20 protein-coding genes are annotated in these 22,069 nt (G+C 57.8%); 4 read left to right on the forward strand and 16 right to left on the reverse strand.

Features of this window, described 5'->3' with window-relative positions; translation table 11 throughout:
- Nucleotides 1–39 precede the first annotated feature (39 nt).
- Complete coding sequence (gene ggt, locus QMZ18_RS08955; protein WP_282605936.1) at nucleotides 40–1,650, forward strand: gamma-glutamyltransferase; 1,611 nt, start codon at nucleotides 40–42, stop codon at nucleotides 1,648–1,650.
- A 340-nt stretch (nucleotides 1,651–1,990) separates the two neighbouring features.
- On the forward strand, nucleotides 1,991–2,464 hold the full coding sequence (locus tag QMZ18_RS08960) for a PAS domain-containing protein (RefSeq protein ID WP_282605937.1): 474 nt from the start codon (nucleotides 1,991–1,993) through the stop codon (nucleotides 2,462–2,464).
- Between the two features lie 288 nt (nucleotides 2,465–2,752).
- Here QMZ18_RS08960 and QMZ18_RS08965 read toward each other — a convergent pair whose 3' ends face one another.
- The 5 genes from QMZ18_RS08965 to QMZ18_RS08985 form a co-directional block, all read right to left on the reverse strand.
- Nucleotides 2,753–3,013, reverse strand: a complete 261-nt coding sequence (locus QMZ18_RS08965; protein WP_282605938.1) for a hypothetical protein — start codon at nucleotides 3,011–3,013, stop codon at nucleotides 2,753–2,755.
- 205 nt (nucleotides 3,014–3,218) lie between these two features.
- Complete coding sequence (locus QMZ18_RS08970) at nucleotides 3,219–3,404, reverse strand: hypothetical protein (RefSeq protein WP_282605939.1); 186 nt, start codon at nucleotides 3,402–3,404, stop codon at nucleotides 3,219–3,221.
- Nucleotides 3,405–3,876: 472 nt separating this feature from the next.
- Nucleotides 3,877–5,025, reverse strand: coding sequence for a hypothetical protein (locus QMZ18_RS08975; protein ID WP_282605940.1), 1,149 nt, complete (start codon nucleotides 5,023–5,025; stop codon nucleotides 3,877–3,879).
- A 65-nt stretch (nucleotides 5,026–5,090) separates the two neighbouring features.
- Nucleotides 5,091–6,515 carry a tetratricopeptide repeat protein gene (locus QMZ18_RS08980; protein WP_282605941.1) on the reverse strand — a complete coding sequence of 475 codons (1,425 nt, stop codon included), beginning with the start codon at nucleotides 6,513–6,515 and terminating at the stop codon, nucleotides 5,091–5,093.
- Between the two features lie 147 nt (nucleotides 6,516–6,662).
- A complete protein-coding gene (locus QMZ18_RS08985) occupies nucleotides 6,663–7,592 on the reverse strand; it encodes a LysR family transcriptional regulator (protein ID WP_282605942.1) in 930 nt (309 codons plus the stop codon).
- A gap of 83 nt (nucleotides 7,593–7,675) precedes the next feature.
- On the opposite strand from QMZ18_RS08985, the gene tcuA reads away from it, so the two are divergent.
- Complete coding sequence (tcuA, locus tag QMZ18_RS08990) at nucleotides 7,676–9,070, forward strand: FAD-dependent tricarballylate dehydrogenase TcuA (RefSeq protein ID WP_282605943.1); 1,395 nt, start codon at nucleotides 7,676–7,678, stop codon at nucleotides 9,068–9,070.
- Nucleotides 9,067–10,206, forward strand: coding sequence for a tricarballylate utilization 4Fe-4S protein TcuB (gene tcuB, locus QMZ18_RS08995; RefSeq protein WP_282605944.1), 1,140 nt, complete (start codon nucleotides 9,067–9,069; stop codon nucleotides 10,204–10,206). The genes tcuA and tcuB overlap by 4 nt, the downstream gene beginning before the upstream one ends.
- Here tcuB and QMZ18_RS09000 read toward each other — a convergent pair.
- The 11 genes from QMZ18_RS09000 to QMZ18_RS09050 all read right to left on the reverse strand — a co-directional run bounded on the left by QMZ18_RS09000 (nucleotide 10,203) and on the right by QMZ18_RS09050 (nucleotide 22,055).
- Nucleotides 10,203–11,021: a phosphodiesterase gene (locus tag QMZ18_RS09000; protein ID WP_282605945.1), complete on the reverse strand. Its 819-nt coding sequence runs from the start codon at nucleotides 11,019–11,021 to the stop codon at nucleotides 10,203–10,205. The two genes, tcuB and QMZ18_RS09000, sit on opposite strands and share 4 nt — an antisense overlap.
- 13 nt (nucleotides 11,022–11,034) lie before the next feature.
- Nucleotides 11,035–12,093: an ABC transporter ATP-binding protein gene (locus tag QMZ18_RS09005; RefSeq protein WP_282605946.1), complete on the reverse strand. Its 1,059-nt coding sequence runs from the start codon at nucleotides 12,091–12,093 to the stop codon at nucleotides 11,035–11,037.
- A complete protein-coding gene (locus tag QMZ18_RS09010) occupies nucleotides 12,090–12,896 on the reverse strand; it encodes an ABC transporter permease (RefSeq protein ID WP_282605947.1) in 807 nt (268 codons plus the stop codon). The genes QMZ18_RS09005 and QMZ18_RS09010 overlap by 4 nt, the downstream gene beginning before the upstream one ends.
- A 3-nt stretch (nucleotides 12,897–12,899) precedes the next feature.
- The gene (locus QMZ18_RS09015; RefSeq protein WP_282605948.1) at nucleotides 12,900–13,721 is read right to left on the reverse strand and encodes an iron ABC transporter permease; all 822 of its coding nucleotides are present in this window, start codon (nucleotides 13,719–13,721) and stop codon (nucleotides 12,900–12,902) included.
- Nucleotides 13,722–13,789: 68 nt separating this feature from the next.
- Complete coding sequence (locus QMZ18_RS09020) at nucleotides 13,790–14,815, reverse strand: ABC transporter substrate-binding protein (protein WP_322097175.1); 1,026 nt, start codon at nucleotides 14,813–14,815, stop codon at nucleotides 13,790–13,792.
- Nucleotides 14,816–14,912: 97 nt separating this feature from the next.
- Entirely contained in the window at nucleotides 14,913–15,923 is a 1,011-nt protein-coding gene (locus QMZ18_RS09025) for a LacI family DNA-binding transcriptional regulator (protein WP_282605949.1), read from the reverse strand.
- A gap of 413 nt (nucleotides 15,924–16,336) precedes the next feature.
- Nucleotides 16,337–17,029 (reverse strand): DUF1523 family protein, encoded by a 693-nt coding sequence (locus QMZ18_RS09030; RefSeq protein ID WP_282605950.1) that lies wholly within the window; start codon nucleotides 17,027–17,029, stop codon nucleotides 16,337–16,339.
- Between the two features lie 15 nt (nucleotides 17,030–17,044).
- Nucleotides 17,045–17,314: a hypothetical protein gene (locus QMZ18_RS09035; RefSeq protein WP_282605951.1), complete on the reverse strand. Its 270-nt coding sequence runs from the start codon at nucleotides 17,312–17,314 to the stop codon at nucleotides 17,045–17,047.
- Between the two features lie 91 nt (nucleotides 17,315–17,405).
- On the reverse strand, nucleotides 17,406–18,914 hold the full coding sequence (locus QMZ18_RS09040; protein WP_282605952.1) for a DUF6638 family protein: 1,509 nt from the start codon (nucleotides 18,912–18,914) through the stop codon (nucleotides 17,406–17,408).
- 4 nt (nucleotides 18,915–18,918) lie between these two features.
- Entirely contained in the window at nucleotides 18,919–20,874 is a 1,956-nt protein-coding gene (locus tag QMZ18_RS09045; RefSeq protein WP_282605953.1) for an ATP-binding protein, read from the reverse strand.
- A gap of 32 nt (nucleotides 20,875–20,906) precedes the next feature.
- Nucleotides 20,907–22,055: a hypothetical protein gene (locus QMZ18_RS09050; protein ID WP_282605954.1), complete on the reverse strand. Its 1,149-nt coding sequence runs from the start codon at nucleotides 22,053–22,055 to the stop codon at nucleotides 20,907–20,909.
- Nucleotides 22,056–22,069: the final 14 nt, after the last annotated feature.

The following is a 22,069-nucleotide window of genomic DNA, read 5'->3' on the forward strand; positions in this document are numbered from 1 at the left end:
AACTCACTCTCCGGACGCGTAAGGCAAAGGGAGCAATTTATGAACGACACTCCAAAGGCGATGATCGTCACCGCGCAACCAGAAGCCTCGGAAGCTGGAGCACGGGTCCTGATGCGCGGCGGCAATGCCGTTGACGCGGCTATGGCGGCCGCTTTGGTTCAGGGTGTCGTGGATCCGCAAATGTGCGGAATAGCGGGCTTTGGATCCTGTCAGATCTACAGTCCGAAACTGGGTGTCCACACTTGCGTCGATTTCCACGGAAAAACGCCGCTCGCGGCAACTCCAGACATGTGGCTCAACCGCCTGGAAGCAGAAACCCGGGACGGCTTCGGCTTTGTGCTTCGGGACAATGTCAACGACCTCGGATATCAGGCCGTCACAACCCCAGGGTCGCTGCTGGCCTATTCCGAAATGGCCTCCGAGTTCGGCACCTGGGACTGGGCCGATATCTGTGCACCGGCTGTACGTCAGGCCGAAAGCGGATTCGCAATCCGGCCCCATGTGCATTTCTGGCACACCCATGGGGCAGATCTCGGCCGTGTCGACGTTCTCGACCGACTGCGATTCAGCAATACCGGACAGGACATCTATTTCCGACCCGACGGATCGGTGAAGAAGATTGGGGATCACATTCACAACCCCGATCTGGCGCGTACTCTGTCGCGCATTGCCCGCGACGGAGCGGAATTGTTTTACAAGGGTGATATCGCCGAACAGATCGAAGACGACATGAAGCGTCATGGCGGATTGGTCACCCGCGCTGACCTTGCCGACTACAAGACAACGCGCATTGATCCTCTGCGGGGAACCTATCGGAACTTTGATATCGCCACCAATCACCCGCCGGGCGGGGGCATCATGCTGATCGAGATGCTCAATATTCTTGAGCATTTCGACCTTGCCGCAGTGGGCCATAATTCAACGGACTATATTCGAACCGTGTGTGAAGCCATGAAGGCCGCGACGGCCGATAAGGACGCCTATGTCGGAGATCCAGCCTTTGTGTCAATCCCCGCACACCTGACTGCCAAGGATTATGCGGCGACCATCGCCGAGCGGATCAAATCCGGCGAGCACCTTCGTGTTGACCGGCTCGGGCAGCCGGAACCAAAGGACACGACCCATGTGGCGGTTGTCGATGAAGATGGGACGTGCGTGACCATGACCCATTCACTGGGCATGCCGTCAGGTGTGATCAGCGACGGTTTGGGATTCATGTACAATGGTTGCATGGCGGTCTTTGATCCCCGTCCCGGTTCTGCCGGCTCGATCGCTCCGGGCAAAAGCCGGTTCAGTTCGGTCTGTCCATCCATCGCATTTCGCAATGGCAAACCCGCGATCGTGCTCGGAGCGCCCGGCGGCACCCAGATCGCCATGGGTGTCTTGCAGGCCCTTCTCAATGTGATGGATTTCGACATGCCCATGCTGCATGCGGTGTCGGCGCCAAGATTTTCCTCGACCTCGAATGCCATCGATATCACCAACCGGATCCCAGACTATCTCGTCGATCCTCTGCGCAACGATGGATACGAAGTTATTCGCTCGGCGCTTACGTTCGGTATCGGTGCCGTTCACGGGATTCGCATTGACGAAAACAGACTTACCGGCGCTGCCGATCCTGGTCATGACGGGATAGCGCTTGGCGTGTGAATACCATCAAGAGATCCGACCAAAACCCCAACAACGTCATTGCGGCACGATCACCGTTCTTCCAATTGGAATGACGATCTTCGGAATTGCGGAAGCGGTTGTGACGACACCATTGACGATCCGTTCCACAATCGGAGCCTGACGTTCTGTTGACAACACATCGCCCCCTTCCGGCACCTGTTTGAGCAGGGTACTTCCGCAACACCCACGCAATCGCGTATTTTCCGATACGCCGTGGAATCGCCGATTGCGCCCGGATCGGGCATCGGGCAAACTTTTTGCCCCAGATGGAGGGCGCCTTGGGAATCCCGACTGATATGACGCGGCGCGGACTCGCCCTATGACTGAGCGACGTTTTCCATCGTCCATCGAGGCTAAACTCGGCGCGACTGTCAAAGGAGCCTACGACTATTGGCTGTTATGCAGGCCGGCACCTGACCTTTTGCCCGGCCGTCAGCACATCGACCCGGTGGAGATCCCCCGCCTACTGGCGAACATCTGGCTGATCGATGTCGAAGGACCGCCGCGCCAGTACCGCTATCGGTTGGTCGGTACCGCCATCGTCGCGGCGATGCGCGGCGACTGCACCGGGAAGACGCTCCAGGAGTTGATGGAGGGAGATACGCTCGCAGTGGTACTCGAGACGATGGATCGCATCGCAGCAACAGGCGAGCCCGATCGTCGGACCGGACCGCCGTTTGTGGAGACCGAGAAGCGTATCGACCGTGTGGAACGAATCTATTTGCCGTTGGCGAGCGACGGTAAGACAGTCGACATGATGCTGGGATGCGCCCAGTACGAGAGTCAGTTCTAGGGCTGGAACCCGGTAGAGGGCTATACGATGACCAAGAGTTCATCCTGCTCCTACAGGAACCGATCCCTTCCTCCCCCCTGCCACACACGCAATTGAGCGTAACGCAACTTGTCATCTCGGTAAAAACGCTCCAGGTGCACAGCAGATTAGAAGCGCCGCTTCGAAGGAACGCGTGTGCAAAAAGACTCAACATCCTCGCCACAGGGTAGCATAGGGGCGAGACGGCGTAGTTTGATGAGGTACGGGATTTGGGAACGTTGATGGTTCGAAAAGGCCTTGGCGGATACGCTAGTTGATGTTTCGAACAGGACTCATCGCTGACTGTTGTCGGTTCTTCATTACGTTTGACAATGCTTGGAACCGACGGCTTGTCGCCTGCATTTCTGCTTTCGACTGAATGCTCATCTGTGTTTGCTGCGCAACATTCAAACCATCAGAAATAAGAATTGCAAGAGCGTCGCTCTCACTGACGCCCTTTGCACGCGCTACTACCTTTAGAGCCTCACGAACTGCTTGGTCGACAGCAGGGTCGCCCGTAATAATTTGCATCGTAATTGCCTTTCATTGCGACTGTCCCTTGATGCCGATCTAGCACTGTAGGTTAGAGCCTGATTACATTCAGCATAGCTTGAGTGTAGTACCAGGGCAGAAGCCCGTCGATACGGGTGATTTTGTGGCCGACCGTGCGCCTGCACGCGTCGCTAATGCCCTGACACTACATTTCCAAATTCCAAAACCCGATTACGACATCTATCTAGGCGTTCTGCTGCAGCTGTTCGCCCTCAAGCGGCGCCTGCCTGAGTAGGTCATTGATTGCTGTAGCGACCCGCTTCCATGTTGCGTGGCCGTCGGCGTCACCTGCTCGTAAAAGGGCATCAGCGCCATTGAGGGCCATTGCGATCGCGGCATGACCATGCTGCTTCAGGTCAAGCTCTGACATTGACCCATTTATCGAGGTCACACAGTATACCTCGCGAATTTTGGGACTTTTACGCAGAACAGTTATTTGACAGAACGATGAGACGCAAACTAACCCAGCAACAGAAGAAAACGCTCTCGTTGCAGCGAGATTGCAGAAACACGTACGGCAACAGTGTGCATGCAGCCCGTAAAACCATTCCAGCGAACAAAGCCAGGGCCAACCGAGCAGTCCGGCGCGCTGCCAATCAATGTTTGTGGCAAGAAGGTCAAGAAGCCAGTGACGCCGTGCTAAAGATGAAGCTTGTTACACGATGGCGAAAAGGCAGTGACGAGCCACTCGGCAATGACGTGGAGAGAGCATTGAACCGGCGCGCAGAGCTTCCGCACATGAAGATTGACCGACGCGAATACTGCATTGAGTAGCCGTGCAGATGGTGAAAGAACAGTTGATTTGTGCGATGCCGCCCGCCAACCCATCGCGTTAGCATTTTTCAAAGCTCTTTTCGTGCAATGACATAGCTCTCATCATTGAACCAGAGCCCGCCGTGTTTCTGCAGGACTTCGCGAGTCGCACTGACGTAGGCATTCTCGAGGATAGCCTGTTCGAGCCGTTTTTCTTCGATTTGGGCCACATAGGTTGCGGCGTTCCAGGCAGCAAGAACCGTGGAAGTTCCGATCATGCTGTGCCTGTCGGTTGGCAAGGTATGGAGGTCGTAACGAAACTTGGCCCGTCCGTCGGCGCCGACAGGCATGTTGTATTGCCGGGCCTCTGTGCCAAAAAACTTCCTCACGGCCTTTAAGAGATCGCGGCGGTTCACCGGAAAGGGATTCTCCCGTGGCCAGACCTTTCTGACGAGTTCAAGACCCGGATCGCCACCGCAGGAGTGGATGCCGACGAGGCGGCCGCCGGGCCTGAGCGCACGCGCCAGCGGCCCGATCACCTTCTCCGCCTTAAATGTCGCGGAAGCGCGCGCTCGGTAAGGTTGAGCGGCAACGATCAGGTCGAAGTCGGCGCGAGCGGCACCGGGCCTGGGAATGATCGGGTCGAGCAGAAACCGGTGATCCTCCCGATAGAGTACAAGGACGGCCGGGCGCTGGTACACGGGGTTACCGTGCTTGCCGGATTCGACCTGCCAGTTGTCGGAAAGGAAGGACTGCAGACCGGCGATCTGCTCATGAAACTCGTCCGCGGAAGACCCACGCAAAGCAACGTTCTTCCACACAAGTTTCGCGGCTGCCGCGGAAGATCTGGCCGTTAGCCAGGGACTTTCCGCATAGGTGAGATTGGTGAATACCAGGACGGTCGCGGGATGTTCGAAAAGCCGGTCCGGCATTTCATCGAGCGCCAAACGAACGTCTTCGATGGAAATCTCTTTAGCGACCACGTAGAAGGGCATGGTGAGGAAACGCCGGTGCATGGAGCGCATCAATGCCGCTAGAACAGTGCCATCACCTACGCCGGCATCAAAGACCCTGACCGCCGGCGGACGCGGATGGATGTGCGGCAGTTCTCGCGCAATCCGTCTGCCGATCTCCCGCTTCTCGGAACAGGTATTCACGAACATCAGGTACTTTTGCCTGTTGTCGAAAAACCGCTCTCCGATTTGACCGCCTCCCCCGTCCTTTTTGTTCTTCTTCATCGCAAAGAGCCCCACCCCGCCAGCTTCACCGAAAGGAACGAGAATTTCGACAGTAAGATCGACCTCTACGCCGCGGTCAGGAATTGTGCACGTGCCTCAGCGCGTCCGGCTTTGCCGCTGTTCCCCAGACCCTCGAAGGCCCGCGCCACGGCGCGCCAGTTCTGTGCCGAGGTCGGCTTCATCTCGACCCGTTCGTTCGCAAGCCCGAGCGCCAGATCGAAGCGCTGCGCCCGCAGAGCTGCCTCAAGGAGGGTCCAACCGATGATATCGCGTTGCGCGAAGCTCCCGCCCAGACGATGGGTCCTGTAACGAATGGGCAATAGCCGGTCGACGCACTCCCGGTAACGTTCTTTTTTGTAATCCTGGATGGCGAGGCAGAAGGGAATCCCGATCTCGCGGCTCATCGCGGCATTGGCGTCGGACGCCTCTTCCACATAGCGCTCGTTCGCCATCAGAAGCGCCTTTTGTGCGTCCACACGATCATCCGCAGCGAAGGCCATCATGGCGTGCACATCATTAAAAGCATAGAGCGTGTTCTGTGCCGCAGGCTCCCATTTGTCTGCCAGATGAGACCAGCGATCACCAGCATCGGCACCGAGAAGGTCCAAGCGCCACAGCAGAGCGACAGCATCCAGTTCCTCATACTTGTCGCCATGCTCATCATCGGAGCTGAGATGCGCGTCGTAGATCTCGAAAACCCGGTCCGTCTCTTCGATGTCCAGGTGAAACAGCGCCGTGTGCCACCAGAGATGATTGGCGAAGTTAGAGGTCCCCCAGCGATCGACATAGTCGGCCATGAACCGGATGCCGCCAACCTGTCGGCCGCGCATTTCCATGACATGGGCAACAGCATGAACTGCGTAAGGATTGTCCGGGCGGATGGCGAGGGCCCGACGCCCCATCTCCTCGGCTCTGCCGAAATCGCGGTTTTCTTCAAGTCCAAAAGCATAGAAACCGAGCACGAACTCATAGCCCGGCACGCCTTCGTCCCAAATGTTGAAGATCCGCGCGACAACATCACGTTGTCCCACCACATCGCCTAGTAAGACATCGGTGTAATGCACGAGCATGAGCGCTAAAAGATCCATGGGATAGCTCGTCAGGACCTCTTCCCATCGCTGGACGGCGCCGAAGAAATCACCATGAATCCAGGCCTGCAATGCCGCTAAGTGCCCGCGCTCCCGCTCATTGGCGTGAGCGGAATGCTTTTCCGCCTCTTGAACAGCCGCAACCATCTGGTCGTAAATACGGGTTTCCATCGCCTGCGTCAGCCAGGCCGCCTTGAAGATCCAAGCCATGGCAAAGTCCGGATGGCGCTCCAGCAGCCTATCGATTTCGGCAATAGCATCGCCGCGGAAAGCAAGCGCCATTTCGGTAGCCCGCTCCAAGCCTTCAATCGCATCAGTATCAGAATAAGAAACCGGAACACCTCTGATGTCCTGCCCGCCGCTGGTCTGCATCGCTTTCCCTGACATTGTGGTTCTCGACATTCCTATGAACTCCCCCTCGTACCAAGATGGAACGCTGCTTCAATCTGCTTGAAAAATCTCACCCAGGTTATTATCCAATCAAAATAGTTTAGAGGAAATTAGTCGCGCAATCGATCCTGCTAAGCAAATTGATAGCCAGCTGTAGTGCTATGCCTCCCCGTTTCCCGCGTCGTTTGACCAGCGTTCCACCAGTATCCCGTAGAAGAGTTCCGCTGCCGGACTTAGCCGGCTACGGGTCCGGCGAAGGGTCCCGATTGCGCGCGAAATTCCAGGTTCTATCAGAGGCCGTGACATGACCGGGTGATGCTCACCCTGGGGAATCGCGGAGGCCGGCAGAGCGGTCACACCGACACCCGCCGCAACAAGACCCAGAGCGGTCGATGAATGGCGGACCTCGTAGGTCCAGTTCAGAGTCTTACGACTGTGAGCCAACGCGTTATCAATCAACATCCGGTTGCCACTGCCTTTCCAGGGGGCGATGAAACGTCGCTCGTCGACATCTGCCCAGCGGATTCGGCTGTATCTGCACAAAGGGTCGTCACGCGTCATGACCAGAACGAAATCGTCGTCCATGAGGGTGCGGAAGGTGAGTTCCGGTTCCTGTGCACCGATAAAACTGATCCCGAAGTCCGCCTCGCCCTGCGCTACCGCCTCCGCCACGTCGTTGGCGAAGAGATCGAGCACCCTGATGCGCGCACCGTGCCCCCGCGCCGAGAAATCCTTGATGATGCTGGGCAGAATATTGTGAGTGGCGGTCGGTATCGCAGCGACGGTAACGATCGCGTTCCTTTGCCGGTCGTAGACTGCGGTTTCATCACCGAGCGCCCGCAGCGCCTCGGCTGCCTCATCCAGCATCGCCTGTGCCCGGATCCGGAAGCCCCTGGCCGCAAGTGTCAATTTCATCGTGCGCGTCGTCCGCTCAATCAATGTGACACCCAGCACCTCTTCGAGCTTTTGGATACGCCGCGACAGCGCCGACTGTGAGATGTTGAGCTGGTCCGCCGCGCGCTGGAACGAGTTCAGCTCCGACACGGCAAGAAAGGCCTCAAGGTCGCCAAAATCAAAATTTATGCGCATAGCGCATTTATAAAGTAAAATTTTGCGTTTAACTAATTTATTTCCATGAGGCATCCTGAACCGACATGAGAAAATGGGGCTCTATGGCGAAGCATACCAAGCGATACGACGTGCTGATCATCGGCGGCGGCAATGCCGGCCTCTGCGCGGCCATATCTGCGCGCCGCACCGGCGCCTCTGTACTGGTTCTGGAAGCCGCGCCGAAATTCTACCGCGGCGGCAATACACGGCACACACGCAACATGCGCTGCGCCCATGACGCAGCAACCGACACTCTGACCGGGCCCTACAGCGAGGACGAGTTCTTCGAAGACCTGCTGCGCGTTACCGAAGGCAATACCGACAGCGATCTGGCCCGGCACATGATCGCTCAGTCAAAATCGGTCCTGCCCTGGATCGGGGAACAGGGCGTGAGGTTCCAGCCATCGCTCGGCGGCACGCTTAGTCTCGGACGCACGAATTCGTTCTTTCTCGGAGGCGGCCGGGCCATGTTGAACGCCCTGTACCTTACGGCGGAAGAGCTGGGCGTGGAGGTGGAGTACGATGCCGAGGTCATCGCCCTGGAGATCAACGGCAACATCTTCACTGCAGCAACCTTCGAGAAAGCCGGGCAGATTTATAACGTGTGCGCCGGGTCGCTGGTCACGGCAGCCGGTGGCTTCGAGGCCAACATCGACTGGCTGAAGGAAGGCTGGGGCGAGATCGCGGAGAACTTCCTGATTCGCGGAACTCCCTACAACAAGGGCACGATCCTGAAAATGCTGATAGATCACGGGGTGGAAACGGTCGGCGACCCGACGCAGTGCCACGCGGTCGCAATAGATGCCCGTGCGCCAAAGTTCGACGGCGGCATCATCACACGGCTCGATTGCGTGGTTTTCGGTATCGTCGTCAACCGGCACTGCCAGCGCTTTTATGATGAAGGCGAGGAGATCTGGCCTAAGCGTTACGCCATCTGGGGGCGCCTCGTCGCCCAGCAACCAGACCAGATTGCCTACATCGTCTTCGATGCGCCTTCCCTGGAGCGCTTCATGCCGTCGCTTTATCCGCCGATTTCGGCATCGACCATTGGTGCACTCGCAACGGAGCTTGGGCTCGAACCAGCCGCGCTCGAAGCGACCGTCACGGAGTTCAATGCGTTGGTTCAGCCGGGAACTTTCGATTCCTCGCTCCTGGACGATTGCCGCACTGAAGGCTTGAGCCCACCAAAGTCCCATTGGGCACAGCGGATCGAAACGGCACCTTTTTACGCCTACCCCGTGCGCCCTGGCATCACCTTTACCTATCTCGGCACAAAGGTGGACCGGGAGGCGCGCATGATCATGCGGGACGGCAAGCCTGCGGAAAACATGTTTGCCGCAGGTGAAATTATGGCCGGCAACATTCTGGGCAGCGGGTATGCAGCCGGCATCGGGATGACCATCGGCAGCGTCTTCGGGCGGATCGCCGGCACGCAGGCAGCAGAGGCTTGCGCATGAGTGAACCGCAAACACTCGCCCGGATTGCACACGCAAGCGCCAGTCTGGAGGAAGCCGAACGCCTGATGACCGTCTGCAATTCCTGCCGCTACTGCGAAGGCCTTTGCGCCGTGTTTCCGGCGATGGAGATGCGCCGCAGCTTTTCTGACGGGGATCTCAATTACCTGGGCAATCTCTGCCATTCCTGTGGTGCCTGCTACGTCGACTGTCAGTTTTCTCCACCGCATGAATTTTCGGTCAATGTGCCAATGACCCTGGCTGTGGTACGCGCGGAGTCCTATCAGGCCTACGCCTGGCCGCGGGCCTTTGCACCGTTGTTTGAACGCAACGGATTGGCGGTCAGCCTGCTTGTCGCCTTGAGCGTCACGATCTTCCTGGCCGGATTTGTCGGCTGGCACGACCCAAGCGTGCTTTGGAACAGTCATAGTGGGCCAGGCGCGTTCTACCGGCTGATGCCGCACAACGTGATGGTGGCGGTATTCGGCGCCGCATTTCTCTATGCGATCGTCGCTTCGCTCATGGCGGTGCGAAACTTCTGGACCGACATTGACGAGCCCGCGTCGACACTCGTCCGCGGGCAGAGCCTGTGGCAGGCGATCAAGGATGCCTCAAGTTTAAGATATCTCGATGGCGGCGGGGTCGGTTGCTACGGCAAAGACGAGAAACCGACCGACAATCGCAGGCTCTATCACCACTTTACCTTCTATGGCTTCCTGCTCTGCTTCGCCTCGACGTCCCTTGCCACGCTCTATCATTACCTGCTCGGGCTCGAAGCCCCTTATCCCTGGTACGATCTGCCGGTGGTCCTGGGCACGCTCGGCGGCGTCGGGCTCGTCATCGGTCCTATCGGCCTGTTCGTCTCGAAACAGACGAGAGATCCAGCCCTTCAGGACGAAGCGCGCAAGGGTATGGATATCGCCTTCCTTGCTATGCTGTTCCTCACTGGTTTGACCGGCCTGCTGCTCCTCATCCTGCGCGCCACGCCGGCCATGGGTTTGCTTCTGGCCGTGCACCTCGGTGTGGTGTTCGGCCTCTTTATCACGCTGCCCTACAGCAAGTTCATGCACGGGATCTACCGCTTCCTCGCCCTGGTGCGCTACGCCAAGGAACGTCGCAGCCATGACGACTTAGGTTAGTCGATCAGCGAACCATCGGCATTAAAGAAGGGATGCGGTCCGTCGAAGCTGCCGATGTAGGTCAAATCGGCAACCAGCCGCTTGTCTTCGGTCAGATGCACGATGCGGCAGGCCGGTGGTTCCTGAATAAAGGCCGGCGGACCATCCGGACTGAGATCCAGAGCAACGGCGTGGGACGGGCTGGGACCGATGCAGGCCAGCGTACCGTGCCAGAGAGTTTGTGCCGGACGATGCACATGGCCGCAGAGGATCATCTGCACCTGAGTGTGTCTTTCAATCAAGGCGCCCATGGCTTTCGCGTTTCGGCAGTTTTGCCGATCCATATGCGCCACGCCGGTCAGGAACGGTGGGTGGTGCATGAAGAGTAAGGTCGGTTTTCGCGTCTCCTCGTCTAGGGTCTCGCCCAGCCAGGTAAGCCGCGCATCGCACATCTCGCCGTACGGCTGGCCTGGCAGGGTGCTGTCCAGACCGATTAGGCGGACAGGATAGTCTTCGACCGCATAGTGGAGAAAGCCGTCGGCGGGCAAATAGCTATGATCGGAAAAGGCCGTGCGCATTGCGTCTCGCGCATCGTGATTTCCCGGCACGACGAAGTACGGCATGGCCAGACGGTCCAGCAGGGAACGCGCGATCGTGTATTCATCGGCAGTCCCGAAGTCGGTCATGTCCCCGCTCATCACGACAACATCGGGGGCTGGCGCGAGGGCGTTCAAGTGATCGACGCAAGCCTTCAGGCACGCCATCGTGTCAACTTTCCGGTAAGCCAGACGACCGTCTGACTTGATATGGGTATCTGTGATCTGGGCAATGATCACTGCGAATCTGTCCTCATGTCTCTCCGTCGATTTCAAAGATTCGGTCGGGGTTGATCTTCAGACCCACATTGCTGCCGATGACGAAATCGGCTTGCGCGGTGGTCTCTACGACTATGGGCCCCTGGCCTATGGCCTCCAGGATGATCTTTGTCCGGTCGCCCAGGAAATAGACGTTGGCAATCCGGCCAGCTATCTGTGCCTCCGTCGGCGCGACGATCTCCGCATCCTGCGGCCGGAACATGACGGTCAACTCGGCCGCTTCGCTCCTCTGCCAAGGAATACTGCCACCCTGAAAGGACAGAGCTCCGTTTGAAAGATGGCCGGTCAAGCGGTTGGAGGTACCGATGAAATCTGCGACGAAAGCATTGGCGGGGCGGTAATAGATATCCTTGGGACTGCCGATCTGCGCCACCACGCCCTTGCGCATGACCACGATGCGGTCGCCGATCGCCATCGCTTCACCTTGATCATGAGTCACATAGACCGCGGTAATTCCAAGGCTGCGCAGCAGGTCGTTGATTTCGATCCGCAGGCGTTCGCGCAGGGAGGCGTCGAGCGCGGTCAAGGGCTCGTCAAGCAGCAGAACGCGCGGCCTGACGGCGATGGCCCGGGCAAGCGCGACCCGTTGGCGTTGCCCGCCAGACAGCTGATCGATACGTCGGTCGGCAAGCTCTTCGATATGCATCATGGCGAGCATCTCACCCACACGAACCGCCCGTTCGGGCTTCGGCACATTGCGAACCATCAGACCATAGGCGACGTTTTCCCGCACGGTCATGTTGGGAAAAAGGGCATAGGATTGGAACACCATACCGACATTGCGCGATTCGATCGGAAGCGGTGTCACGTCATCCGAACCAAAGAGCACCCGTCCGCCGGGATCGGGCGCCTCCAGGCCTGCAATAATGCGTAGAGTCGTGGTCTTCCCGCACCCTGATGGCCCCAACAGAACCACAGTCTCGCCGCCGGCGATTTCCAGATCGATGGGCTCCAGCGCCCGCGTACCGTCGTCGAAAGTTTTGGCGCAGGCTTCCAGACGAATGGAGGTCGAAACTTCTTGGTCTGAGGTCATTCGGGATCGCTTATGGTTGTCTTAGCTGCGCGGGGTCTGCCGTAAAGCTGAAGCGCGATCAGCAGAGGCAGGATCATAATCAGAAATACAAGGGTGTAGGCGCTGCCGATCTCGAGGCGCATGGAAGCGTAACTGTCCGCAAGACCAACCGGCAGTGTCTTGGTCAGCGGCGTATGCAGCATCCAGGTCAGATTGAATTCGCCCACTGACAGGGTCACCACCATCAAAGAACCGGCAAGGATACCTGCGCGGCAATTGGGAATGATGATAGTCCGGAATCGCTTCCAGAATCCCGCGCCCAAGCTGGCCGCGCCTTCTTCCAGTGTGCGAAAATCGAAACTCGAAAGCACGGCAAGCACAGAACGGATCATAAACGGCAGGGTATAGAGCACATGACCGACCAGAATGAAGAGCCAGCTCAAGCGAAACTCCCGGATGCCGCCGTAGGTGACGATCAGTGCCAATGCAATCGCCAGCCCAGGAATCGCGATCGGCAAGACGAGTGTTTCTTCGATCATGCGCGCCACCCGGCCCGACTTGCGGGCCAGCACATAGGCCGCCGGCACACCAATCAGCAGATTGCAGATCAGACAGGCAACGGCGATCAAGAGCGAAAGAAAGATAGTGTCGGCATAGAGCGACCAGACTTCGATCACCCAACTCAGTGTCAGCCCGCTCTTTATGCCCTGAAAGAAATTGACCGTGACCCCCGCCAGCATGGAGAGGAATATCGGCACGATCAGGAACGCGCAGACCAACAGCGTGAAGGCGAGATTGACATAAAAGATTCTGCTGCGTTTCATAAACTAGGCCGCCGCCGCGACGGTCGATCCCGCGATCGAGCGCGAGATGTAGAGCGCCAACCAGGTGATGGTTCCCAGCACAATGCTCAAGGCAGCCGCAGTCGCGAAATTGGCGTTCAGCGTGAACTCCGTATAGATCGTCATGGGCAGCACATCGATGTTGGTTGCTAGCGTGAAGGCGGTGCCAAAGGCGCCCATCGCCGTTGCGAAGGCAATGGCGCCAGACGCGATCAGCGCGGGTTTGAGAGCCGGCAGGATGACGTCGCGGATCACTTGCCAACGCGACGCACCAAGCGAACGGGCTGCCTCTTCCAGCGCCGGATCCAGTTTTTCCGCCGCCGCCATGATGGTCAGAATGACTCGTGGGATCGAAAAATACAGATAGCCCGTGAAGAGCCCGGCCATCGAATAGGCGAAGACCAGGCGCGAGCCGGTCAGCGCCTGGGAGATTTCGTTGGCAAGCCCCTGCCTGCCTGCGAGCATGATCACCAGGAAACCGATGACAACGCCGGGAAAGGCCAAGGGGAAAGTCAGCATAGATATGAGGACTTCGCGTCCCGGAAAGCGGTTTCTCTCCAGAAATACGCCGGTGACGGCGGATATGATTACAGCCGCGATGGTAACCGCGGCGGACAGCAGCACGGTGCTTACCAGACTCTCGAAGTGTCTCGGCGTGTGAAAGATGCTCAGATACTCGGAGAAGCCGTTTTCGCCACTACCCCCGATCAAAATCAATCGTGCCATCGGCAGCAGAAAGAATGCCAGGAAGACGATTGCGACCGGCAGCATCAGCAGAATCAGCCGTGGGTATTCCGAATGTTTCATTTTTCAAAGGGTCTGTTGCGTTCGCGGGTGGCGGCCGATCACCGCCACCCTGCAAAGCGATTGGGTTGTCAGCGCACTTCGTCCAGATAACGCTTCTTGAAACCGTCTTGTACGTCGGCCATCTTTTTGTAGTCGACCGGCTTGGAACGCGCATAGTCGGCAGCAGGCAGGAACTTGGCTTCGGCCTCCGGCGACATCGCACTGGCGCGCACCGGCCGCAGGAAGGCATTCGCCCAGACAGCCTGACCCTTGTCGGACATGATGTGGTCCAGGATCTTCTTGCCCTTCTCCGGATTAGGGCCGTTCTTCACCAAGCTCATGACGTAAGGTACGACCACGGTGCCTTCCGCCGGGATGACGAATTCGACGTTGGCCTTGTCCTTATATTTACCGCGATAGGCATTGAAGTCGTAGTCGAAGAGAATAGGAATTTCACCAGACAATACCCGTGCATAAGACGTCTGCTTGGGCACGATCGGGTTGTTCTTCTGAAGCCGTTTGAAGAAGTCGATTCCGGGATCGAAGTTATCGAGCGTTCCGCCCATGGCCCGGTTGATCGCCACCGCACCGGCGTAACCGACAAAGGCGCTGGAGGGGTCCAGGTAACCGACCATGCCGTCGTACTCAGGCTTCAGCAGGTCTGCCCACGAGGTTGGCACCGGGGCACCGCCAAGCGCATCTTTGTTCACGAAAAGACCCAGGGTACCGGAGTGAATGGTGAACCAGTGACCGTCCGGATCTTTCAAGCCATCGGGAATCTCATCGAAATTGGCCGGCTTGTAGGCCGCTGCGACCCCTTTATCCTTGCTTGCAATCCCGAAGGACACGCCGTAGTAGGCGACGTCCGCCACCGGGCTGTCTTTTTCAGCCAGCAGCTGCGACAGAGTTTGTCCTGAGTTTTTATTGTCGTGAGGAATATCGTAGCCGAGGGTTTCCTTGATCGATACCAGCTGCGATGCCCAGTCCGCCCACTGCGGCGGACAGTTGTAGCAGATGGCATCGGCGGCAAAGGCGGTGGAGATTTGTGCGGTAAAGGCGAACGCCGCTGTCGCACCTGCGATCATCAATCTGCGTGATCCAGTTTCCAGTTTCATCTTAACTCTCCCGTGTTTCGTTGGTTTTCGTAAGAAAGAACAGTTTGACGAGGTTCTTCTACAGAGGACCGTTTTCGTCCTCCAAACCACTTAGCAATCAGACTCTCGCCGGCCCAATCGAACTACCTGGTCGATAGCCAGCCGGCAGGACTTGTAATTTAGGTGCCGTACTACCCGCCATTCGACCGAGCAGGTGTTGTACAGCCGCCTGTCCCATGGCGTGCGAAGGTTGGACGACAGTCGCAAGTCTCGGATGCGACAGCTGTCCAAAGGAAATGCCGTCAAAGCCGGCAATCGAAATCTGCTCCGGCACACCGACGCCGAGGCTGCGCAATACGTCGATCACCGAAAGTGCGAGCATATCTGTTGAACAGAACAGCGCCGTCGGCGCGTCAGTCCGGTTTAAGAGGTTGCGAACAGCACGGGCAACGCGGCCTTCGACGAAGTCCACTTCGACCAGCGCAGGCGCTTCCAAGCCGGCATCGGCGATACCATCGCAGAGGCCCTGAAAACGCAGGCGAGAACGGTCGGAGGCTTCAAAACGTCCCGCGATCATGCCGACGCGCGTATGGCCAAATTGAATGAATTCTTCGGCCACCAATCGGCCCGCAGCACGATTGTCCACGTTCACCGCACTGCGGGAGGTTTTGACCGGCTGATTGAACAACAGCACGTAGGGAATGCCGTGCGCGTCGAGGACGTCCAACTGAGCAGAATTGTCGGCATCGGCAACAGTCAGGATCAAACCGTCCACACGGTTTGCGAGCAGCGTGTCGATGGCGTGCTTTTCTTCCTGTTCACGGTAGTTGCTGCAGGTGATGGCAATGGAGTAACCAGCCGCCAACGCGGCAGTCTGTACCCCTTCAAGCACTTCACCGAAAATCGGATTGGAGAGTGAGGGAAGCAGAACCCCGAAGGTACGGGTCCGCGAGGTTTTCAGGTTACGGCCGATGGCATTGGGGCGGAAGCCAAGCTCCGCGATCGCCGCCTGCACTTTCTCCGCAGTCGGAGCACTGATCAGGCCACGGCTATTGATGACGCGCGACACAGTCGCCGACGAAACGCCAGCGCGTTGAGCCACGTCTTTTAGGGTAACCGAAGCACTCATGGATCTCCCTAGTTCCTGCTTCCTTTGGATTGAAGTGAACTCCCAATCTTTGAATCATGCAAACGATTTCTTAATGATATCTAAAAATATAATAATTTTGTCATATTTAACAATTAGATAGAAATTTATATGCAATCGTTTGCATGAATTTACCTAAAGCGAAGAATCCTTATGAGCAGATCACAGGGCGTTCAAACCCTATTTCCTGAGATGTGTGTTGGAGGCCGCCGTTTTCGACAAGTGGGATGCTGATGGGCGATAGGTTACGGAGCGCAATCGCTCCTGATAGGAGGGATCAAGAGTGCGGTCAGCCATCAACTAAAGCTGTTTGCGCTAAGTGGATTCAGTAAACGGTTTACGCTTATAGCCGGTACTGTAAAGTGCGATGGCGGACCGGCAAGTAGTTGCCGAACTTAACGCGGCGGATGGCGTTTCTTGTCCTTCGGCCGCCAGGTATCCAGCCAGCGCTGCCAGCGCGTATAAGCGCCTGTGGCCTGCTGCTTGATTTCTTCGGCACCGCTTTCAGCCGCGTCCCGGTAGGCCGCGGTTTCTTCTTCGAACTGGTCGACCAAAGGGTCAACGTGGCGTTCGCGCAGTCTGGCCAGGAAGGCAAGGATCACCCACGCCAGCAGAGCGAGGCTCAGGAGAAAGACGATGTTGAACCAGGGGACCGGTGTATAGTCAGGTCCGTCGACCTGTTCGATATCGACGGCATTTGGGAACATCGAGAAAATCTGAATACGCCAACCATAGTGCGTCACCACGACCCACTTGGGATTCTCCTGCGTTGACGACAGGTTCTGCGCCTTGGCCTGTACGTTGCCGCTGTCGAACTTGAAGTACCAGGGGAATCCCCAATCCGTTTCCTCGTTCCGGTAAACGCGCGGCGAGCCGTCCTCCCAGACCGCATTGACGAAACGCACATCCCGCGTATTGCGCCCGGTATTGCCGTCGCCTTCAACCACGAACTCGCGGTTGACCACGTCCATACGCTTTACGTCGGTTCCGACAACCCGCACCACGTCCTTGGACGGCAGGTAAAAGTTCAAGAATATCGCCACGAGCAGAACCAGCAGGGCCAGCGCCACGTATTTCACTATGCGCATCGTCGTCGGTCCTCCTCAGGTAAAATCGGCAATGTATATCAGTAAGGCAACGATCCCGAGCGGCACCAGATAAACGCCCCACAGAAGTTTCCTGGACAGGGAGCGGTCATACTCCGCCATGCCGCGCGCGACATAACCGGTTCTATCGCGCGATCGCACCTCGCCGCTGTCGAAGCGAGTTTCCAACTCGCGTGTCTTGCACCAGCGGTAGTAGCGCGAGAGCGCCAGATAAATCACCGTGAGGATGGCGAATAAAACAACCAATCGGATGACCAACCCGAGCATCAGGCCCAACCTCTCATGAAACCCGTTCCTTCACTGATTCCTGCCCTTCACTAAATCCTGCCCTCTAATAATCTCTCGTCACACATTGGCTCTAGCTCCCGTTTCTAGGTCCCCAGGGTCCGGATTTTACGGCAGGGCGCCGCTGCGGTTTGGACCCAGATTGTGGGCGGGGATTCCTCATGGGGATGGCGACCGGTTTGGCAGGTGAATCCGGTACGTTCCCGGAACTAGGAACGGATCCACCTTCCGCCGCGGCAAAAGAGTTCTCTTCGCCGGTTTCGCTGTCACCTTCCTCCGGGATCTCCGCGGGTTGTTCGACCGCATCCATCCCCGGCTCGGGGCCATAAAGAGATTCGCGGACGCCGCGCTTGTCGATCGCATATTCCTTGGCCAGGAACTCGGCCACATAGGTCCGTTTGGCATCGCCCCACTGCCGGTAACTCAGATAGAAACGGTCTTTGTTGCAGATAAAGAGCTGACGGACATCCAAGGGCGTAAGATGCGCCAGCAAATGATTGACCAAATCCCGGTCGATATGAGACTTCGAGCGCAAATGATAGAAGTAAGATGGCTCCTCGGGTGCCAGCTCGGACCGCCCACTGCCTTGATCGATCGTGCGCAGGGTTGCGGCGATCTGATGGAATTCCTCCGGCAGAGCGTCCAGGTGCCGATGCACGGCCGAGCGCAGATCATCCCGCGTCAGTTTTTCGAGATCACCGGGCTGATCAGTCGAAGCCAGATGATCAACCAGAATAAAATCAAGACGCTGACGCAGAAGGCCGCGCTCATCGAGACCTCTCGCTTCAAAGACCGATTCCACCAGGCGGTTGGCCAGCAGGAATTCTGCAACGGCCGTGGAATCATCAATCGAGATCGCCGGCAAATCCGTCGAGGAAGAATCGAATGCAGGATCGCAGTGGATTAGCGCCGGTTGCGCCGCATCCCGGAAAACATAGAGTCCGCCCAGGTGCGACGTGAAGAAATTGCCCTTGCGGTAAAGGGTCTCGGTTGGCGTGACCGGATGCCGCGTGACATCCCCGACCCGCCCGGCAAGCGCCACCATCTCGTCCAAAACATCCTCGTCCCACCAGTCAGTGTCGCTTTCCAGGAACTCCTCCACACGCTTCTTGAGCGCTTCCGCATCTGAAACCAGCGCGCGCGGTGTATTGGCTTCGACGCGGATGGTCCGGATCGTCAGGAGGTCGGCGGCGGTATCGATCCGATACACGGAATTGACCAGTTCGCCCATCACCGCATCGCGCGCCGTCAGCGCAAAGAGCACCGGACGATTGTCCTCGATAAACTGCTTCAAGATTGACCGGCTCGACGAGAACTTCGCACCGACCAGCGGGCAGGTGGCCTGAGCCAGCGTCAGGAGGATAAACTGGCGATTGCAGCCATTAGGATTGAGATAATTGTTGTCGCCGAACTCATCGCCAACTTCCGGCGAAAAGCCGGAAAGATCAATGTGAAACGACTCAAGCTCACTCCGGCGTCCAATGAGCTTTTCCAGCGCGGCATTGTAACGTTTCACCTGGGTCGGCGAGGAGACCTCCACCAGGTTGCCGTACATCAATCCACGCTCGATCAGCCTCAGCATGAGATCAGGACTCCTTCCCGGCGAAGCGCCGGCGCGCCTCGGCCATGCGTGTCATCTCCTTGACCTGCGCATCGACTGCCGCCTCGTCGGAAGCATTGCCATAGCGGAACTCGCTGTCGGCATAGCGGTTGATCTCCTGGATCACCATCTCCGGCGTGATGGGCCGGGTCAGCTCCCTGATCATGGCCAGCTTGCTGTCGTAGTCTTTCTGCAGGAACAGTTCGGGGTTTTCCATCCACTCGTCCGGCAGCTCGAAATCCATCGCGCGCACCTTGACCGCGTCGGTGATATTCTTGACCGCTCTGCCGGTAAAGCGTTCATCGGCCTCCTGAATGGCTTTCAGATAGGCGCCCATCTTTTCAATCGTATCGAGCTCGCCGACTGCGTCACGCGCTTTGTCGAAGACCCGCGCCAGCTGTTCTTCCTGCGGCCGGCCATGTTGCTCGTAGGAAGCTGCGACCGCGGACTTAATCTCCTGAGCCGAGAAGAGGTCGTGTGACCCGACAGGAATGTCGTGGTTGGACCCCAGTAGCAGATGCAGGATGTCGATATAGTCTTCTCGTGTCTGCGGGCCGTCGACCAGGAACCGTGCGCCGGCGCGCTGACGCAGTGCGTCGTCGACGTTTTCTGGATAATTGGAAAACATGCCAAAGGTGCAGTTGCCGCGCACGACCGTACTGGCACCGGCAAAGCTCTCCATCAGCACCGCCGTCACCTCCTGCTGGCCCGACGAAGACTGACGGTCCCCGCGCTTGCCCGCGATCTGATCGATATCGTCGATGGTGCCAAATCCGATGACATGCGGATCCAAAACCGCGCGGATAAAGGCCTTGGCGTTTTGACCCGACTTACCCTGATAGCTGTCGATAGAGTCCGATGAGAGGTTTTCGTAGCGGAACGGATAACCGGCCGTCTGACAATAGTCGTTCAACAGCCCGGCAATCATCTGGATCAGGGTTGTCTTTCCGGTACCGGGCTTGCCGTCACCCATAAAGGTGAAGATAAACCCGCCCAGTTCCGCGAAGGGATTCAGCCGCCGGTCGAAGTCATAGGCCATCAGCATCTTGGCCAGCTTCAACGACTGATACTTGGCGATATGGTTGCCGACGACCTCGTGCGGTTTTTTGAAGGTCATGGTCAGGCTGGTGGAACGCGCCCGGGTGGCGGGTGTGAAGCCGTCAATCTGGAAGTCATCGGCCTCAACCCGGAAGCTGGCGGCCAGGAAAGCCTCCAGCCGCGGAGCCGCCTGAGCCCGGATCGATACTTCCTCCATCAATCGCTCCATGAAGGCGGTCACGGTTGGGATCAGGGTCGCTTCATCCGACGCCTTTTCAGCAACAACCTGATCCAACTCCCAAAGCGCGCCCTTCAGCGCCAGTGCCGGATTGTCAGATAGAATTTCCTTCAGATCCTCAACCTGAATCTCGTGATCCCCGGCTTCACCGCTATGGGCCGCCAACAGGAACGCACTCATATTGGCAAAGACATGCAGGACGATCAGCGAAGAGGCTGCCAGGAATTCACCGAACTCCGTTTTCTTCGCGGCTTCAAGCCCGCCTTCCAGATTATCGCGCTTCAGCGCGCCAAGCGCCGTCTGCTCGTCATAGAGATCGGCCACGGCATTGGAAGTTGCAAGCGCCCGCCGCAGCGCCGACAGTACGCTCGCCTGCGTGGTGCTCATCAGAGGGTCACCCTCGTCGGCGGCTTCTATGCGGGCAATCAGACCGACGGTTTCCTTGCGGATGGTCCGGCGCGTGGACAAGCCGGGCGTTGTCGAGCGGAAGGCGCGGCGCTGTGGAATACCGCCACGCGACGGCGCCGTTTCGGCAGAGCTCGAATCCACCCGAGCCGTCGCAATCCGCGGATGATGTTCAAAGCCTTCGAGCAGATGAAACGCCGGCTCGTAGTGGCTGCGAATATCCTGTTCGCGGATCTCCATCAGATTTTTAGCGACGGACATTTTCTTTCCTGTGTTTTGTGCGCGCCCTTCGTTCAGGCGCCCGTCATGACGACGCCATCGGGCGCGACCACGTATTTTCGGATGTTCCGGAGACTGGAAAAGTTCCGGTCGACCAAAACCTGATAGGGGCGATGCGGGAGAATCATCGAGCGTTCAAGATGAGTCACGCCGGCGTCATGGGATTCCGCGTCATAGGGATCCAGGTGATAAACCTCGGTCTCGACCTCGCCGAAAAGGCCCGACGATTTGCGTTCGCTCTGTTTCGACAGCAACGTTTCCACGGTCCAGGACATGGTCCAATCCAACCCCGGTTCGCCAGCCGCCTCAGCCAAAATCTCACGCAGAGGGCCGCTTTGCTCGGTAAAGGCGTTGGAATACATGGGACCGACATGGACGCGCCGGACGAATTTAGGATGAAACTCTGGAAAATCCTTGTCGAACCCACGCGCGATTGTCAGCAGCTTCAAGTCAGACAGAGACTGGGCCAATAGATGTTTCTTCAGACGCTGCAAGCGCGGTTCGTCTGTCGTCAGAGCCTGGTCGCTGCTGTCTTCGATCAGCATTTGATAGAGCGCCGGCAGATTGCGCGAACTGTCATAGACCGCCCAGTGCACAAAGTACCGCCGCCGCTTGAGTCCTGCGGCCGGCGTCTTGTCGCCTGACCCGAGCCAGACCACCTGCGGCTCGTTCTGTGCGAGGAAGAGGGTTTTGTGGCGCAGGGTTTCGAAGTAGACACGCTGGCTCATGGCGAACTGCAGGCTGCGCGGCTTCTCGCGCTTTTGCAGAATATGGTCCACCATTTCCTGCTTCAGGTCCTGCTTCATCGGCAAGGAGTCAAGTTGCCGGCTTGCCTGAGACAGATCGTTAGCCATTTGAAGCAATTCGCGGAACACCGGAAAGCCGGAATCGGTGCGGTCGATCTCCAACGCAGGCGCCATACCCCGGCTCTCTGTCCCGGTCAGCAGGTACTTGGTCGAGAGGGCATCAAAGGTATTCGCGAGAGCTTTCAGATAGCCTTCGAAGACATCGATCTGCAGCGCGGTAAAACTGGACTTGTCATTTGGGCGGTCCAGGGTGGCCACTGCCCGCAGATGCCCGACGATCCGCGCGAACTTGGCAAAATACCGCCGGCAAGCTGCGTTGTCGCGAATCTCAATGGTTTCCTGTCCGGAGTCCGTCACAGCGTCTAAGTCCC

The sequence above is a fragment of the Pelagibius sp. Alg239-R121 genome (assembly GCF_947331435.1).
Taxonomy (GTDB): domain Bacteria; phylum Pseudomonadota; class Alphaproteobacteria; order Kiloniellales; family Kiloniellaceae; genus Denitrobaculum.

What these genes read in the sequence shown, in the direction of transcription:
- QMZ18_RS08975 (WP_282605940.1), bottom strand. Translation starts at nt 5,025, where the DNA reads ATGAAGAAGAACAAAAAGGACGGGGGAGGCGGTCAAATCGGAGAGCGG.
- QMZ18_RS09020 (WP_322097175.1), bottom strand. Translation starts at nt 14,815, where the DNA reads ATGAAACTGGAAACTGGATCACGCAGATTGATGATCGCAGGTGCGACA.
- QMZ18_RS08985 (WP_282605942.1), bottom strand. Translation starts at nt 7,592, where the DNA reads ATGCGCATAAATTTTGATTTTGGCGACCTTGAGGCCTTTCTTGCCGTG.
- tcuA (WP_282605943.1), top strand. Translation starts at nt 7,676, where the DNA reads ATGGCGAAGCATACCAAGCGATACGACGTGCTGATCATCGGCGGCGGC.
- QMZ18_RS09035 (WP_282605951.1), bottom strand. Translation starts at nt 17,314, where the DNA reads ATGCTCGGGTTGGTCATCCGATTGGTTGTTTTATTCGCCATCCTCACG.
- QMZ18_RS09005 (WP_282605946.1), bottom strand. Translation starts at nt 12,093, where the DNA reads ATGACCTCAGACCAAGAAGTTTCGACCTCCATTCGTCTGGAAGCCTGC.
- ggt (WP_282605936.1), top strand. Translation starts at nt 40, where the DNA reads ATGAACGACACTCCAAAGGCGATGATCGTCACCGCGCAACCAGAAGCC.
- QMZ18_RS08965 (WP_282605938.1), bottom strand. Translation starts at nt 3,013, where the DNA reads ATGCAAATTATTACGGGCGACCCTGCTGTCGACCAAGCAGTTCGTGAG.
- QMZ18_RS09040 (WP_282605952.1), bottom strand. Translation starts at nt 18,914, where the DNA reads ATGCTGAGGCTGATCGAGCGTGGATTGATGTACGGCAACCTGGTGGAG.
- QMZ18_RS09025 (WP_282605949.1), bottom strand. Translation starts at nt 15,923, where the DNA reads ATGAGTGCTTCGGTTACCCTAAAAGACGTGGCTCAACGCGCTGGCGTT.
- QMZ18_RS08980 (WP_282605941.1), bottom strand. Translation starts at nt 6,515, where the DNA reads ATGTCGAGAACCACAATGTCAGGGAAAGCGATGCAGACCAGCGGCGGG.
- QMZ18_RS09045 (WP_282605953.1), bottom strand. Translation starts at nt 20,874, where the DNA reads ATGTCCGTCGCTAAAAATCTGATGGAGATCCGCGAACAGGATATTCGC.
- QMZ18_RS09010 (WP_282605947.1), bottom strand. Translation starts at nt 12,896, where the DNA reads ATGAAACGCAGCAGAATCTTTTATGTCAATCTCGCCTTCACGCTGTTG.
- QMZ18_RS09030 (WP_282605950.1), bottom strand. Translation starts at nt 17,029, where the DNA reads ATGCGCATAGTGAAATACGTGGCGCTGGCCCTGCTGGTTCTGCTCGTG.
- QMZ18_RS09015 (WP_282605948.1), bottom strand. Translation starts at nt 13,721, where the DNA reads ATGAAACATTCGGAATACCCACGGCTGATTCTGCTGATGCTGCCGGTC.
- tcuB (WP_282605944.1), top strand. Translation starts at nt 9,067, where the DNA reads ATGAGTGAACCGCAAACACTCGCCCGGATTGCACACGCAAGCGCCAGT.
- QMZ18_RS08960 (WP_282605937.1), top strand. Translation starts at nt 1,991, where the DNA reads ATGACTGAGCGACGTTTTCCATCGTCCATCGAGGCTAAACTCGGCGCG.
- QMZ18_RS08970 (WP_282605939.1), bottom strand. Translation starts at nt 3,404, where the DNA reads ATGTCAGAGCTTGACCTGAAGCAGCATGGTCATGCCGCGATCGCAATG.